The sequence below is a fragment of the Synergistaceae bacterium genome, from assembly GCA_012728235.1.
GTDB lineage: Bacteria > Synergistota > Synergistia > Synergistales > Synergistaceae > JAAYFL01.
In genome coordinates, this window is the sequence record JAAYFL010000099.1 from 1 (window position 1) to 14,960 (window position 14,960).

Here is a 14,960-nt window from a genome sequence, read left to right on the forward strand (position 1 = left end):
GAGTTAAAGGGATATCTTCGTCCGTTATGACAGAAAGGTCGCTTACTTCGGGTGCACGATTGAACCAACCACTTGTTTCGTTTGTCCATCCGTCTCTTGAATATGGGTCATCTATATCGACACGAAGTGTTTCCTCATCATTTCCAGGATGCTCATATTTAAAGTTGATGCGTGGATTTCTTGTTGCACGTGTTTCAAAAACATTTATCTCGTTGGCATCTCTGCCTGTGTCATATTCGGAAGCATAGTCAAAATTTATTCTCTCCAAACGCACATGTGTGTGTCCATCTTTTATAACTTCTTTGCCTGTGTCATCTTGATCCAATTCAGGAGCAAGTTCCTCTTCAGGAGAAAGTGGTGAGGAGAGAGCTGCTGTTGATAGATCTGCTGCTAGAAGAGAGACAGACTCCGGAGTTTCGGCAAAAACTCCATCTTCATGCAACATTAGAGCTGTATTTTGAGGAATTTCTATAGGTGCACCAGAAGTATCTTGCAACGAAACGCTTCCATCTTTTACAACTATAATTTCCCCTTCTGATATAGTATCTCCAACTTTTATTGGAATTACCAGTTTATTTGACGTTAGTCTAAATGACTCTCCTGTTACTTTTATGACTATAAAAATATTGTTTTTCATTTCATTACCTCCATGCAGCAAAGAAGTTTATTCTTCAAAATAATATATGATATCAGTGTTCTCTTAATGCTTTTTCCTTAGCTCTAAAGAGAGGTTTTAGTATGTATGAAAGCACTGTTTTTCTCCCTGTTATAACGTCTACTTGAGCAATCATTCCTGGAATTATTGGTCTGTTGTCTCCTAGAGTTGTTTTTGTGGTTTTGACTCTTACTGTATAAAATGTGTTTCCTCTCTCATCCACAATCGTGTCCGGACTTATGTATTCGACAACGCCATCAAGTCCTCCATAAATTGCGTACTCATAAGCTGTAAATTTTACAACAACGTTTTGTCCCGGTTTTACAAAAGCTCTGTCGGTGGGGGATAGCTTAGCTTCTACAACAAGCTCGTCTTCTTCAGAGACTACTTCCGCTATTGCGCCTCCGGGCATTACCACCGCTCCTACGGTATTTACAAAAAGACGTTTGACAATACCTTTGGATGGAGAGCGTACTTCTGATTGTGAAACCCTGTCCTCGAGGGCTTTGTTGCCTTCGGTTAAGCTTTCTAAATTGGCTAATGTGGCAGAAAGCTCATTTCTCCAACTATTTTTATATCTCAAGCTGACTTCGCGTATCTGTCCTTCTGCTTCATATATAGAGGATTTTACTCTAGCTATCTGAGCTTTTGCTTGGTCTCTATCTCCTCTGGCTCTGGCGACCTCTTTTTCAAGTCTCGTTACTTCGAGAGGTGAAACGGCACCAGACTCCAAGAGAGATTTTGTGGCTTTTAATTCATCTTGAGCAAGTTCGTAAGCAGTAGAGAGTTGTCCCAGTCTCGATATTGATTCAATGAGTTCCTGACGTCTCTGAGCCACTCTGTCTCTTCCTACAGAAATGGTTGAGTTAAGTTCATCCATGCTTGTTTGATATAAACTTTTTTCATGTTCCACTATGTTGGGAGCTGCTTCAACTACATCCTGAGGAGCTTGAAAGCCGTGTCCTTTGGTAAGAGCTTCAAGTCTGGCAGCCTTTGCTGTAAGTGCCATTACTTGTGCTTTACGCTCTCCAAATGATGAAGTGAAACGAGTTGAGTCTATTTTTACTATTAATGCATCTTTTTCTACACTGTCTGATTCCTTCACATATATTTCCTTAACCACGCCTCCATCGACAGACTGAATTACTTGTGTGCCGGAAGTAGGTTTGACTTTTCCCATTCCTCTTACAACATCGTCAAGAGAAGAGAATGCAGCCCACACAAAAAGAAGCATAAGAGATGCGAATAAACAGTAGATAATAATCTTACTGTTTATTGGTTTTTGTTCCTCCAACGCCATTTCCGCGTCAATTTCCCAGTCATGGGAGTTGTCTTCATTGTTAGAAAAGACTTTATTGAATAAACCGGCAGTGATTTTTTCTCCTGCTTTTTCTACAGCTGAGATTATACGCCCGGTTCTTTCAAATTTCTTTTCATTTAAAGGGGCGACCATTATGCGGGCCTCCTTATCGTGCCTTCTTGTAAGGCAGTTAAGATTTTATCTTTGGGGCCGTCTGCTAATATTCTTCCCTTGTCCAACACAAGGATTCTATCCACTAAGCTAAGAAGAGGGGACCTGTGTGTCGTAAGTATAATGGTCTTGTTTCTGGTTAATGACATAAGGTTATTTTTTATATGCTCTTCTATAGCGTTGTCCATAGAGGCTGTAGGTTCATCGAGGATTAAAATAGGCGGATTTTTGATTATGGCTCTTGCAATGGCAACAGCCTGTCTTTGTCCACTGGATAGGAAACTACCTCTTTCTCCAATTGGCATGTCAAAGCCTTTAGGATGACTGCTTACAAACAAATCTACGCCGCTTATTTTTGACGCGATTAATATATCTCTATCCGTCACAGAAGGATTCCCGAATATTAAGTTGTCCTTGAGATTTCCATAAAAGAGCATGACATCTTGGGGAACAACTCCGATATTTCTTCTTAACTCAGAGGGGTCAAACTGTCTGATGTCTTTGCCATCAACAAAAATGCTTCCTTGCTGTGGTTTAAAAAGGCCTAAGACGAGTTTATTTATTGTTGATTTGCCGGATCCGATAGGACCAAGCAAAGCAACCTTTTCGCCCTCATTAATTTTGAATGAAACCTCTGTAAGAGCGGGATTTTCTTGTCCGGGATATGTAAAGGAAACGTTGTTAAATTGAATAGCTCCTTTTATATCAGGCGCACTGATAAATACAGCATCCTGAGGGCGTTCAGTCTCTTTTGCCATAATGTCATTCAAAGCGAATAGCGATCTTGATGCCGAATGATATTGCATCAATAATGCTGCGACTCTTCCTATGGGGGCTATTGCTCTTGAAGAGAGCATATAGGTGGCGATTAAACTCCCCATGCTTATTTTGTTATTTATTATCAAATAGACACCTACGACCATGGTGGCGATGGATGCTGTTGTTTGTATCCATTGAACAGAGTTGACCACTGAAGAGGATAACAGCCTTAATTTAATATTCGTGTTTTCTAAAAATGCGACAGTTTTTTCCCATCTGGATTGAATGTGTCCTTCAGCGCCGAGAGATTTTACCGTTTCCATAGCTACAAGGCTTTCTATTAAAGTTGCATTTTTAAGAGAGTTAGCTCTATTTGTGGTTTCTGATAAATCTCTCATGCGTCCTTGAACTAAGACGGCGTGGAGAAGTATCAGTATGGCCGCTACTATAAGAGGAACAGCTAATGTCCAAGATATTAATGCGATAACAACAAAGAATAAAATTGCAATTGGCAAGTCTACATAGGCTAATACAGTGGCAGAAGATATGAATGAACGTACTGCTTCGAAACCCTGTATGCTACTTGCAAATGAGCCGACGGAGGGGGATCTTTCCTCATTTCTCATATCGAGAACATGCTCCATCATTTCACCGGAAAGCTTAACATTTGTTTTTACTGCTGCCAGGTCGACGAGATGTCCTCTTGCCATATGAATAATGAAGTCTGCAGTAATCATAACGAAGACTCCGATAGCCATTACCCATAAAGATTCCACAGCTTTATTGGGAACCACTCTGTTGTAAACGTTCATAACGAAGAGAGGCATGGCGAAAGCTATGAAGTTGCTTAATATAGACGCTACGATAATGTCGCGATATAAGTATTTGTGTTCAGAGATAACGCTCCAGAACCAGTGTTCTCTTTCAAGTTTTTTCGTGCGTACGGCTCTGTCATCATATTTAAATAAGGGTCTTGCATATATTGTATAACCCACATAATTCTTTAGCAGTTCGGTCAGCTCTAACTCGGTTTTCTCCATGCCCATTTCGGGGAATGAAAGTTGAGCGGTGCCTTTTTCTTTATCAATAGAAAAGACTACACAAGACTTATTTTCTGTCAGTATTAAGACTGCAGGAAAGAGGATGTGATTGAGTTTGTTCAATGGAGTGCGGACAATACGAACAACTAATCCCGCCTTTTCAGCAGCTCTGCCGAAAAGAGAGGGCGTTAACTGGTCATTGTCCAAAGGTAAGCCTGCAAGCAGTGTATCAATAGAGCTATGTATACCATGGTAATTTAGCAGGACAGAAAGCGACGCAGCTAGTGGTCCACCGCGCATCACGTCCACCATTACAGCTTTTTGCTTATTATTGGTGGCAGACCCGTTCTCTTTATGAGTTTCCGTGGCTGTGCCATCCCTCATAAGTGTTTTTATATCTCCTTATCCTTCTTGTCTTTCGCTATTTCTTCTCTGATTTCCTGTGCAGAAGGGAGTTTATCTCCAAAAACATCGAAATATCTAAGTAAACGTCCAGAAGCGACGAGATAGCGCGCTTTTGCTATAAGGAGATTGGCTTGTGCATTTGCGTAAGCTCTGTTTGCTTGGAAATATTCGTTTTCAGAGTCAAGAAGGTCTAAGAGAGTTCTTCTGCCCGCTTCAAACTGTTTTTCATAAACGATTCTGGTTTGGTCCGCGAATCGTCTGTGCTGGTCAAGGCTCTCAAGCTGTTTTGATAGAGTTTTAATATCATTATAAGAAACAAGTGCAATCTGTTTTACTTCACGCTCTGCCTTGCTTTTTAACTCTTGAGATTCTTTAACGAGTTCTTCGAAACTTTCTATGCTGGCCTTGTCTGAGCCTCCGTTATACAAGTTATATCTAAAGAGGAGTTCTACTAATGCTTTATCTTTGCGCCCCTCAACTCCATCAACTTTGTTGTCAAAATTTGTGCTTCCTCTGAGGTCAAGCCTTGGAGACATTTTTGATTTCTGCTCATTTACAGCGTAGTTCATTGATTTAATTCTGCTTTCATATGATGAAATCTGTGGATTATCAACGTAAATCTGTTCCATGGCACTGTCAATGTCTTCTGGTAAATTGATATTTATAACTGTTTTTTCTAAACTGTTAGCCGGAGATTCTCCAACAATTCTTACATATTGAGTGTCACTGTCATGTAGATTAGATTCTTCCGTCATTAAGTTTACAAGAGCCAATGCAAGCCTCCCCTGAGCAGTTTGCAAGTTAACTTGGCTGTCTGCACCGGCTTGTGCTCTTTTTTCGACTTTACCTCTTATTTCTTGGTGTCTTTCTACGTTTCTTTTTGCCATTTCTACAAGAGTTCTATATCTTTGAATGTCTTCGTGACTTCTAATCGCGGAAAGTGCTATTTGCTCCATGGAAGAGACAAGATCAAAGTAGCGCATTTGTTGTGCTTGATTGAATCTCTTAACTTTACTGGATGTGTAGCCTCCATCAAAAATCATTTGCGTAAGAGAAAGTGAAACACCGTCTCTTGTATAATATAGATAATCTCGTCCTTCATATCCCTTGCCATCCAAGTTTTCCCGTCCAATACCGGCAGTTAAATCCAATCTAGGAAGAAACCCGCCTTTTGCTGCAACAACTTCTTTTTCTGCAGCCAAGAAAGAGTGCCACTTAGCCTGAATTTCTGGGTTAGTAGAGATGGCTTTTAACAAAGTATCATTTATTGATACTTCGTCTGCATATGATAGCGAGTTTGTTGACGCTAAAAAGAGAATTGCGCAGAATAATAGATGCTTAAGATTTTTCATTTTTTTATTGGTTGAAGATTTCACCTTCATTCCCCCTCAACAAGTTATAAATAGGTAATAAATTATACATTGCAAAAAAAACATTAGGTCGTTTTTATTTTTTAAAATAATTCATTGATAATACAGTATTGCCAAGAAATTTAACGCACACACCGGAATACTAAAATAAACACTATGTTTTGTCAAACGAAAATGTATTTTTTATTGACATTCTTTGGGATATTTGATTTGCACACTATATATTTAAAATATTAATCACTACAAGCTTATTTAATTAAGGGAGTAGAATGATTGCAAGCGTTTACTTTAAAATGCATTGTATGATATAAGTAAGGCTGAAAGGGATGTTTTATTAGCTTTTAATATGGATTGACAGTTAAATGACGGTGATTAATACTTTGTTTTGTACAAAAAGTTTTTAGAGTAAAACGTAATATCAAATAAGTCTACAATGCTATAATAAAAGAGAAAATAAAGAGAGAATTATATATGTATATGCTATATTTATTTTTGTTGTTTTACAAGCTAGTTGCATCTGTCGTTAAATTAAAATAAATTAAGTGTTCTTGTGACAGGTGATTTCATAAAAGCCGTACAAAATTACATAACTTAAATATTTAACGAGGCGAACTTAATGTCGATGAACAAAATAAATAAAAAAAAGATAGTGCTATTTTTAATCCTTTTTATTTTAACTATTTACTTCTTACGTGAAGGAAGCAACATTTTATTGTGGTTTTTGAATTTAATTGAATGGGTTGAAGATAAACTTAAGGTTACTATGGGCACGATAAAAAACGATTTGTCTTTATGTAGCCTGTTTGTTTTTTGGTTGGTTGCGTTTATATACGGTTTTTTGCACGCCGCGGGACCGGGACATGGTAAAACAGTTGTTACTGCGTATTTTTTAACAGAAAAACATGGATATTATGATGGTTTCCTTATGGCAGTTTCTCTCGCACTTACACATGTATTAAATTCGGTAATTCTATCTTATCTATTTGCTATGGTAATTAGTAGTGTTGCTCCTATCTTTGAGTCGCAAATCCAACTTTATTTTAAAGCAATCAGTGGGGCAGCTCTCATCTTAGTTGCTTTCGTATTGCTGTGGAAGAAGCTGTTTTGTTTTAAAAAACATAGCTGTTCCCAAGAAAACACCTCTCATTCGAATCCGCTCGTTTTTGGATTTTTAACGGGATTGGTGCCATGTCCTGCGGTTATTTTTATTATGACCTTTTCATTTGCCGCAGGAATGCCATTAGTGGGTTTATTTGCAATAAGTGGTTTAATGCTTGGGGTATTTGCCCTTATAAGCCTAGTCAGTGTTATCACAATAAGGGGTAGAGAGGGGTTGCAGCTTTGTATTGAAAAAAAACATATTAAAGGACTAGAACTCGCAAGCATTGCTTTGGAGTATCTGTCAATAATTATAATAATTATTATTGGTGCGATGCTGCTATTTTCGTTTTTTAGATAAACTTTGTGCCATACAGAGTGTTTATAGTGGTAGAATGCTTAGCTGTAAAAGATATAGATTTATAAAAATATTTTTTATATTATTCTATGTTTTAAGTGGTAGAATACATAGTTGTTTTAAAAATATTATTTAACCCTACTCGGGAGGAAAGACAATATGCGTTATGTAGGAGCAGTTTCTAGAGGTATTAGACTGCCGATAGTAACTAAATGTGAAAATTTAGTAAAAGTAATTTCAGATAACATAATTGCCGCTTCAAAAAGTGAAAGAGATCCCTTTGTCATCAGAGATAGAGATGTCATAGGAGTTACAGAATCTCTTCTTGCAAGAGCACAGGGAAACTTTGTTTCTATTGACGATATTTCTGAAGATATTAGAAACAAAGTCCCCGATGGAGATGTCTCCATCGTATTCCCCATAATGAGCAGAAATAGATTCCTTATCCCGTTACAGGGTATCGTTAACGGAGTTAAGGGTCGTGTGCATTTATTCCTGTCTTATCCGTCGGATGAGGTGGGCAACGAAATCATTGACCCCATGAATTTTTATTTAAATGAAAAGAAACTTAAAAATGAGACCTTTGATGAAAAGGAATATTACGAAGTTTTTGGTGAGTATAAACATTCGTTCACCGGAGTGAACTATGTGGATCTTTATAAGTCGATTAATCCAGAAAAAGTATCAATATATTTTACCAATAACCCGCTTTCGGCTCTTGATTATTCCAATACGGTGATAGTCGCAAGTATCCATGCTAGAAAACTGCATAAAGAGATACTCGAAAATGCGGGTGCAAACGTGATTTCTTTAGATGAGATTTGCAGTACCCCTGTTAGAGCGGGTGCCGGATATAATAAAATGTATGGTCTGCTTGGTTCAAATTACATGAACGATACATCAGTAAAGCTTTTGCCACAGGACAGCGACGTCTTTGTAAGGGAATTACAGGATGATATTAAAAAGCGTACGGGGAAAAAAGTAGAAGTGCTTGTCTATGGTGACGGAGCATTTAAGGATCCTGTTTGCGGCATTTGGGAATTGGCCGATCCGGTCGTTTCTCCGGGTTTTACGGATGGACTACTGGGAGTGCCGAAAGAAATAAAATTTAAGTACGTTGCAGACAATGCTAAGGATATAGATCCTTCTGTCGCAGTGAGAGAAGCAATTGAGTCAAAAGCGGACTTAAAGAAGTTCAGTCAATATGCATTGGGAACTACTCCCAGACGGATAACAGACTTATTAGGGTCGTTGTGCGACCTGACTTCAGGATCGGGAGATAAAGGAACACCCATCGTGTATATACAGGGCTATTTTGATAGTTATTTGGATGATTAATATTATAAAAATTATAGATACTAATAAGACCCCGTCAAATGACGGGGTCTTATTAGTATCTTGTCCATTATTTTTTTAACGTTTTCCAAAAACAGTACAGAAAGGGAATAGCAGTAATAAATGATGAAATGTCAGCAAGCGGCTGGGTTAGTGCAATACCCCTTAGGCCAAATAGATGTGGAAGAGTAAAGATTAACGGAAGAAAGTACAAGCCCTGGCGATTGGATGCTAGGAATGTGGCTCTGATAGCGTATCCTGTAGATTGTAAAAGCATGTTCGTCGAAACAAAAAGCGGTTGTAGGATTAAAACAAGAAACTGCATTCTCATTGCTAGTGTGCCTATCTCTATTACTTCTAAATCTTCTTTCCTAAAGAAAGCCACTATATTCGGAGAAAAGATGTATCCTAAGATTGACATGGCAATAGAAAATATGAGCCCTACTTTTACAGTGAACAAAAACGCCTCTTTCACACGATCGTAGTTTCTAGCTCCGTAATTAAATCCCACTACCGGCATAAAACCGTGTCCCAAGCCAACTATTATTGATAGAGCAAACATAAAAACGCGGCTAACTATTGACATGGCTGCGATTGCCGCATCACCATAAACGGCAGCGGCCACATTAAGTGCTATCGCTGAAAGACTGGCAAGCCCTTGTCTAAAGAGAGAGGGGGAGCCTAATAGTAAAATATCCAGGTATTCTCGCGGTTTTTTTGATAAATATTTGAGTTTAATTTTCATGCTGCTTTTCCTATTTATAAAAAATGATATAAGCAGCAGAAAGCTTATTAATTGTGATATTAATGTAGCTATTGCAGCTCCTGATACGCCTAAATTAAATGTAAAAATAAATATTGGATCTAACGCGATATTTATTATGGCCCCCGCAGTAAGTCCTAACATGGCTAATGTAGCCTTACCCTCAGCCCTTAAAATATTATTCATTACAAAAGAAGTGCATATTATAGGTGCACCTAAGAGTATGTATTTTGCATAGTCTTTTGCATAGGGAAGAATTGTTTTTGTGGCACCGACTCGAAGCATAAATTCATCAAGAAAAAGAATACCGAAAATAGTAATTATTATGCCAAATATTAAAGCTAGAAAGAAGGCTGTAGAAGCAGTTCTTTCGGCTGTTTTTATGTCATGAGCGCCAAGTTTTCTGGATATTATACTTGCGGAACCGGTTCCAAATGTAAAGCCTATAGCTTGGAGAAGTGCCATAACAGAGAACACTACGCCGACAGCACCAGTGGCACTTGTTCCCAATTTAGATACGAAGTAGGTGTCAGCGGTATTGTATGCGGCAACAACGATCATGCTTAGTATGGTTGATATGGCAAGATTAATAATGAGACTTGGTATAGGGTGAGAAGTCATGCTTTGAATATTAATTTTATTTTGTTCATATATCTTCAATTTGTTTGAGCCTTTCTCTCTTTGGGTTTAAATAGCATCCTGATTAGGGTAACACTTAAAACATGCGTCTGCAAATGTTTTTTAAAAAGGCTATATCTTTGAGCTATCAACAATATGAAAATGGGTTCAAAGTGAGTTATACAGAAATGCTAAAACTCTTTGAACCCATTTTTGTCTTTTTATAGATTCCTTAATAATTGCTGTTGTTTTATATGTTAATCTAAAATTTTTCCATCAGTTGAAATAACTACAATTTGCCAAGGAATGAGCTTTCCGCTGTTGAGCAGTGCAGTCTTAATCGCTTGTTCTATTCCGCCACAGCAAGGAACTTCCATCCTTACGACAGTGACGCTTTTTATGTTGTTGTGTTTTATAATTTCAGTCAGTTTTTCGCTATAATCTCCACTATCAAGCTTAGGACAGCCGATAAGTGTAATATGTTTTTTTATAAATTTGTTGTGAAAATTTGCGTAGGCATATGCTGTACAGTCTGCAGCAATAAGAAGGTTGGCATTATCAAAATAGGGAGCATTTACAGGAACCAACTTGATTTGTACGGGCCACTGGCCTAACTGGCTTCCACCGATAACGTCTGTTTCTGTTGGCTCACAGACATCTGTACGTGCCAAAGATCTGGCTTGCGTTCCCGGACATACAAAAGGAGCTGATCCTGTTTGTTTATTTTGCATATTTTGTTTAACAGCTTCTTCATCGAAGGGTAGTGCTTCACGCTCCACAAATGTAATGGCTCCTGTAGGACAAGTGGGCAAACAATCTCCCAGTCCATCGCAATAATCATCTCGGAGAAGTTTTGCTTTGCCATCAACCATGCCTATGGCTCCTTCGTGACAAGCGGTGACACAGATGCCACATCCGTTACATTTTTCTTCGTCTATTTCAATAATTCTTCTTGTTATCATTCAAAGGTCCTCCTTAATTATTCTTTACATCACAGACTGATTGTACTATCATAAAGAGTAGCGTTGCTCCATAAATATTAAAGGGGGAAAATACGTAATGGAAAAAGCATATTTATGCCCGGAAGGACATCAGCTTTTAGTTAATGAGTCCATAAACATGAATGGGCTTTGCCCTGTCTGCCATACAGATTACCCACTATACCTATTAACACCGGTCAGGGCAAAAAAAGAGGATAAGGTAGCCGAAAAGAAAGAAGCCTCACCAAAAGCAAATCCGGCAAAGAAGAATACTGCCGCCAAGAAGCCTAAACCTGCCACACAAAAAGCTATTGCAGCGGGGGAAAAAGCATCAGAACTGCCGGCAAATGCATCCTCAGTAGTGAAAGAGTCAACAAAGAAAGCGGCACCAGTTAAAAAGACGAGTGTTAAAAAAGCAGGAAGCAAGAAAACCACCGCAAAGAAAAACACAACAAAAAAAACGGATTCTAAAAAATAAATAGAACATATAAAAGCTCACTTTATTACAAGTGAGCTTTTATATGTTCTATGTCAAAATTAAAGCCAGTGCGAGTTTGAATTACAAAAATAAATTTATTGGGCCTTGTTTTAATTTAAATTGTTTTTCCTAATAATTGTTATAAAAACGGATTCAAAAATGTTGTTGTCACATTCAACATTTCAGCTGTGTTTATGTTGTTATATAGCTTTAAATAGCTTTTAAGAAACTATTTATTAATATCTATTATTTTAGTAGGAGGGATAAGCATGAAAGTAGCTTTGCTAAATGGTAGTCCAAATGAAAAAGGCTGTACCAACAGAGCTTTAAATGAGGTGGCGTCTGTTTTAAATAATAACAATATTGTTACAGAAATTTTTTGGATAGGAATTGGACCAGTGTACGGTTGTACTGCCTGTGGTTTTGTCGCAAAAACAGCTCAGGTTGTATCTATAGAGAGGACCCCTGTAATAGGATTATAAACTTGTTTAAGGAAGCAGACGGAATAATTATAGGTTCGCCTGTATATTATTCTGGTCCAAATGGAGCATTGTGCGCCATTTTGGATAGAGTGTTTTTTGCTGGTTCTGATAAGTTTCAATATAAACCGGCGGCTGCTATTTCAAGTTGCAGACGTGCTGGTAGCGTCGCAGCATTTGATCGATTAAACAAATATTTTACCATTAATAATATGCCGATTGTCTCTTCACAGTATTGGAATGACATGCACGGAACGACTCCTGAAGAGATGGTTAGAGATTTAGAAGGAATGCAAACAATGAGAAGGTTGGGACAAAATATGGCTTGGATGCTTAAAAACTTGTCCGGAGAAAAGACTAATCCTCCTGTTATGTTTGAAGATGTAGTAATGACAAACTTTATTAGATAGCTAATCTCATACTTGCATATTACATTACATATATAAATAATATAGTTATATTGTTATTATTTTAAGTCGCTTTCGGCAGATGTATTATTTAAGACTGTATGCATCCATGTGTCGCAATTTTTAACGTTTTTTAGAGCATGCATTACGTTGCTTTTTATGTCAGGAGCAAAGTCCTCCAATAAGGATAGTATTTTTTTCGCAGACTTACGTTTTGATGTTTCGCTGTAACCACAAGTAATATTCGTTACAGGAAGATTAAGGCGGTTTGCTTCACAGCTTATGTTGTTTTCTTCTACATAAATAAGGGGGCGTATGGCTCGTACATCAGTTCTGCTCATATATAAATTTGGGTGAAAGCATTTAAATTGCCCAGTATAAAATAAGTTTAACAATACTGTTTCTATGACGTCGTCTTTGTTATGCCCCAGAGCGATGACGTTGCTCCCGATTTCATTGGCTGTACTGGCTAAGATGCCACGTCTAAGATTTGCACAGAGTGAGCATGGGGAGCGTTCTTCTCTGTCTTTAATAATTTTGAATGTAGGATGCAAAATTATATGGAGCGGAACCTCCAGTTCATTCATGAAGTCCTTAATTTTTTCTGTATTCAGAGCACCGTCAGAATGATCAATCAGACAAGCAGTAAGATTAAATTTAATAGGGCTTTTCTTTTTTAAAACAGCGAGTGCAAGAGTTAAAACCAGGCTGTCTTTCCCTCCTGATAGCCCGATCATTACGTTATCATTCGAACGTATCATGTTATAATCACCAACAGATTTTCCAACGAGCCTTAGTATTTTCTGTGACAGAGGGTATTTGGTTTCGAGGTCTTTCAGAACTGGTTCCTCCTTGCAAATTTTATTAATTTTGTCTATCCTATCACAAGTGGAGGTTGCTGATGAGAAAAAACAGTGTAATTCTTGCCGATAAGAGCCGTCTTTTTACAGATGCTATTAGAAGTATTTTGAAAGAAGAGCGCGAGTTTGACATCGTCTCAGATGTTTCATGCGGTATAGAGGCAATACGCATGGCACAGTTACTTAGACCGGATATCTTGGTAATAGGACAAATTTTGCCTGATATTACTATGTTTCGAGTCGTTCGCGAAGTTTATCGTGAGTTAAAGAATACAAAATTTATGTTTATTGTTCATGATGAAAATTCCGAATTGCTTAGATTTCTAAGTGAGATACAAACACTTGGAGTTATCAGATATAACTCTGATATAAAGGAATTTGTTACAGCTATACGCTTGATAGCAAAAGGAGAGCGCTATATAAGTAAAGAAGTAATTGAAGATTTGCGCTTAACTCCAAAAGAAATGCCCGAAGAAGATTTGCTTGCTGATATAACTCCCCGTGAGCGTGAAGTATTGTACTGGTTGGCACATGGGCAGAACAATAAAGAAATAGCTTCTACAATGATATTGTCAGAAAAAACAATCAAAAATCATATAACTCATTTGTTGAAGAAATTAGATGCCTCTAATCGCACTAGAGCGGCTGCAATTGCTTGGTCGGAGGGTCTGCCTTTGATTCCGGAGGAGTTTTTCTTTCACTCAGGAGGAAGATAGTTCTAGCTTTTTAATTCAATTTTCGCAGACTGTATATTTTTTACATAGATTAATTTTAAGAATTAGCATCTTTAGTAGCTTTGAAATAATCCGCAACTTAGGTTAATTTGGAGGTTAAGGATTGACTGTAAAAAAAAGTTTTTCCCTATTCATTTTGATTGTAGCAGTGTCAATAATTGGAGTACTTTTTTTTAGTATTGACTCATCTACTTTTGATTTATTAAAACAAGCAAATAGCAATTTGTTGTTTTTAGCTGTAGCATTGGTTGGTGTAGTTTGGTTTTTAGATGCGCTTAAGTTTGTTTGTTTGACCAGATCTGCAGGGGAAAAATTAAGCATAAGAAACACCTTCCCAGTAGTGATGATTAATTACTTTGGCAGTGCGATCACTCCAATGCAAAGCGGCGGTGGCCCTTTTCAAGTGTACCTCCTTTATAAAAAGGGTGTTCCCGTAGGCAAATCCGTGGCAATAACAATAGTCCGTACTTTGCAAATTATTTTTTTACTTGCTTTGGTGCTTCCCTTCTCATTATTTCATGAGCCGGAATTTCTTGCCAAACATATTGTTCTGAAGTGGTTTGTGCTTTATGTCTTAATATTTATATCAATTGCTGGGGCATTGCTGATTATCAGCTTTGTTCGTCCTAGTTGGATAAAAAAATGGAGCAATTGGCTTATAGTAAAACTTAATAAGATTGGAATAATAAGATCTACAGGGATTTTAAGAGCTGCTAGAAGAGTTAATAGGGAAATAGATTGTTACAGTGAAAATATTCGTGTCTTTTTTTCTACTGGAAGAAAGTGGTTTGTAGCGTCTATTCTTGTGGCAGTGTTGCATCTATTTGTTTATATGTCCATAATGCCCTGCTTAATTTTAGCTATTGGTTCCGAAGTTGAGTTTATGCAATGTATTTTGGCAGAATCGCTGTTGCTTTTTCTTCTTTATTTTGTGCCCACGCCAGGTAGTAGTGGTGCAGCAGAGGGCGGTGCTACCGCGGTTTTTGCTTTATTTGTCCCATGGAGTTTAGCCGGAATTATGGCTGTAGCATGGAGAGTCCTTTCTGAATATACGGGAGTTGCATTAGGTTCATTAATGATAATTAAGGAGTTTGGCTGGGGTGGGGCAGATGAACTATTTAAAGAAGAAAAAAAGAAGTTGGAGGATGGC

At 37.8% G+C, this 14,960-nt stretch carries 12 protein-coding genes and 1 pseudogene; 6 read left to right on the top strand and 7 right to left on the bottom strand.

What is annotated here, in order from left to right; genetic code table 11:
- From GXZ13_06450 to GXZ13_06465, 4 genes are all read right to left on the bottom strand, one after another.
- Nucleotides 1-637 (bottom strand): hypothetical protein (locus GXZ13_06450; protein NLX75454.1); only part of this gene is annotated, 637 nt, incomplete at its 3' end.
- 52 nt (nucleotides 638-689) lie between these two features.
- Nucleotides 690-2,108 carry an HlyD family type I secretion periplasmic adaptor subunit gene (locus GXZ13_06455; protein ID NLX75455.1) on the bottom strand — a complete coding sequence of 473 codons (1,419 nt, stop codon included), beginning with the start codon at nucleotides 2,106-2,108 and terminating at the stop codon, nucleotides 690-692.
- Complete coding sequence (locus GXZ13_06460) at nucleotides 2,108-4,237, bottom strand: type I secretion system permease/ATPase (protein ID NLX75456.1); 2,130 nt, start codon at nucleotides 4,235-4,237, stop codon at nucleotides 2,108-2,110. The genes GXZ13_06455 and GXZ13_06460 overlap by 1 nt, the downstream gene beginning before the upstream one ends.
- 80 nt (nucleotides 4,238-4,317) lie before the next feature.
- Nucleotides 4,318-5,706, bottom strand: coding sequence for a TolC family outer membrane protein (locus tag GXZ13_06465; GenBank protein NLX75457.1), 1,389 nt, complete (start codon nucleotides 5,704-5,706; stop codon nucleotides 4,318-4,320).
- A 715-nt stretch (nucleotides 5,707-6,421) separates the two neighbouring features.
- Between GXZ13_06465 and GXZ13_06470 the strand changes: the two genes are divergently transcribed.
- Together GXZ13_06470 and GXZ13_06475 are read left to right on the top strand one after the other, a co-directional pair.
- A complete protein-coding gene (locus tag GXZ13_06470; protein ID NLX75458.1) occupies nucleotides 6,422-7,159 on the top strand; it encodes a hypothetical protein in 738 nt (245 codons plus the stop codon).
- A gap of 156 nt (nucleotides 7,160-7,315) precedes the next feature.
- Nucleotides 7,316-8,494 (top strand): F420-0--gamma-glutamyl ligase, encoded by a 1,179-nt coding sequence (locus GXZ13_06475; protein ID NLX75459.1) that lies wholly within the window; start codon nucleotides 7,316-7,318, stop codon nucleotides 8,492-8,494.
- Nucleotides 8,495-8,561: 67 nt separating this feature from the next.
- On the opposite strand, the gene GXZ13_06480 is transcribed toward GXZ13_06475, so the two are convergent.
- Together GXZ13_06480 and GXZ13_06485 are read right to left on the bottom strand one after the other, a co-directional pair.
- On the bottom strand, nucleotides 8,562-9,875 hold the full coding sequence (locus GXZ13_06480) for an MATE family efflux transporter (protein ID NLX75460.1): 1,314 nt from the start codon (nucleotides 9,873-9,875) through the stop codon (nucleotides 8,562-8,564).
- A gap of 254 nt (nucleotides 9,876-10,129) precedes the next feature.
- Nucleotides 10,130-10,831 (bottom strand): 4Fe-4S binding protein, encoded by a 702-nt coding sequence (locus GXZ13_06485; GenBank protein NLX75461.1) that lies wholly within the window; start codon nucleotides 10,829-10,831, stop codon nucleotides 10,130-10,132.
- A gap of 100 nt (nucleotides 10,832-10,931) precedes the next feature.
- Between GXZ13_06485 and GXZ13_06490 the strand changes: the two genes are divergently transcribed.
- Together GXZ13_06490 and GXZ13_06495 are read left to right on the top strand one after the other, a co-directional pair.
- Complete coding sequence (locus GXZ13_06490) at nucleotides 10,932-11,330, top strand: hypothetical protein (protein ID NLX75462.1); 399 nt, start codon at nucleotides 10,932-10,934, stop codon at nucleotides 11,328-11,330.
- A gap of 269 nt (nucleotides 11,331-11,599) precedes the next feature.
- A pseudogene (locus GXZ13_06495) lies at nucleotides 11,600-12,219 on the top strand (flavodoxin family protein).
- Nucleotides 12,220-12,275: 56 nt separating this feature from the next.
- Here the strand turns inward: GXZ13_06495 and GXZ13_06500 are convergent.
- Nucleotides 12,276-12,977 carry a tRNA 2-thiocytidine(32) synthetase TtcA gene (locus GXZ13_06500; GenBank protein NLX75463.1) on the bottom strand — a complete coding sequence of 234 codons (702 nt, stop codon included), beginning with the start codon at nucleotides 12,975-12,977 and terminating at the stop codon, nucleotides 12,276-12,278.
- A gap of 140 nt (nucleotides 12,978-13,117) precedes the next feature.
- On the opposite strand from GXZ13_06500, the gene GXZ13_06505 reads away from it, so the two are divergent.
- Nucleotides 13,118-13,792, top strand: coding sequence for a response regulator transcription factor (locus tag GXZ13_06505; GenBank protein NLX75464.1), 675 nt, complete (start codon nucleotides 13,118-13,120; stop codon nucleotides 13,790-13,792).
- Nucleotides 13,793-13,913: 121 nt separating this feature from the next.
- On the top strand, nucleotides 13,914-14,960 hold a 1,047-nt coding region (locus tag GXZ13_06510; GenBank protein ID NLX75465.1), incomplete at its 3' end, for a flippase-like domain-containing protein.

Excerpts from the sequence above, each read along its gene's own strand:
- GXZ13_06505 (NLX75464.1), top strand. The coding sequence starts at position 13,118 with ATGAGAAAAAACAGTGTAATTCTTGCCGATAAGAGCCGTCTTTTTACA.
- GXZ13_06490 (NLX75462.1), top strand. The coding sequence starts at position 10,932 with ATGGAAAAAGCATATTTATGCCCGGAAGGACATCAGCTTTTAGTTAAT.
- GXZ13_06475 (NLX75459.1), top strand. The coding sequence starts at position 7,316 with ATGCGTTATGTAGGAGCAGTTTCTAGAGGTATTAGACTGCCGATAGTA.
- GXZ13_06455 (NLX75455.1), bottom strand. The coding sequence starts at position 2,108 with ATGGTCGCCCCTTTAAATGAAAAGAAATTTGAAAGAACCGGGCGTATA.
- GXZ13_06500 (NLX75463.1), bottom strand. The coding sequence starts at position 12,977 with ATGATACGTTCGAATGATAACGTAATGATCGGGCTATCAGGAGGGAAA.
- GXZ13_06460 (NLX75456.1), bottom strand. The coding sequence starts at position 4,237 with ATGGTGGACGTGATGCGCGGTGGACCACTAGCTGCGTCGCTTTCTGTC.
- GXZ13_06480 (NLX75460.1), bottom strand. The coding sequence starts at position 9,875 with ATGACTTCTCACCCTATACCAAGTCTCATTATTAATCTTGCCATATCA.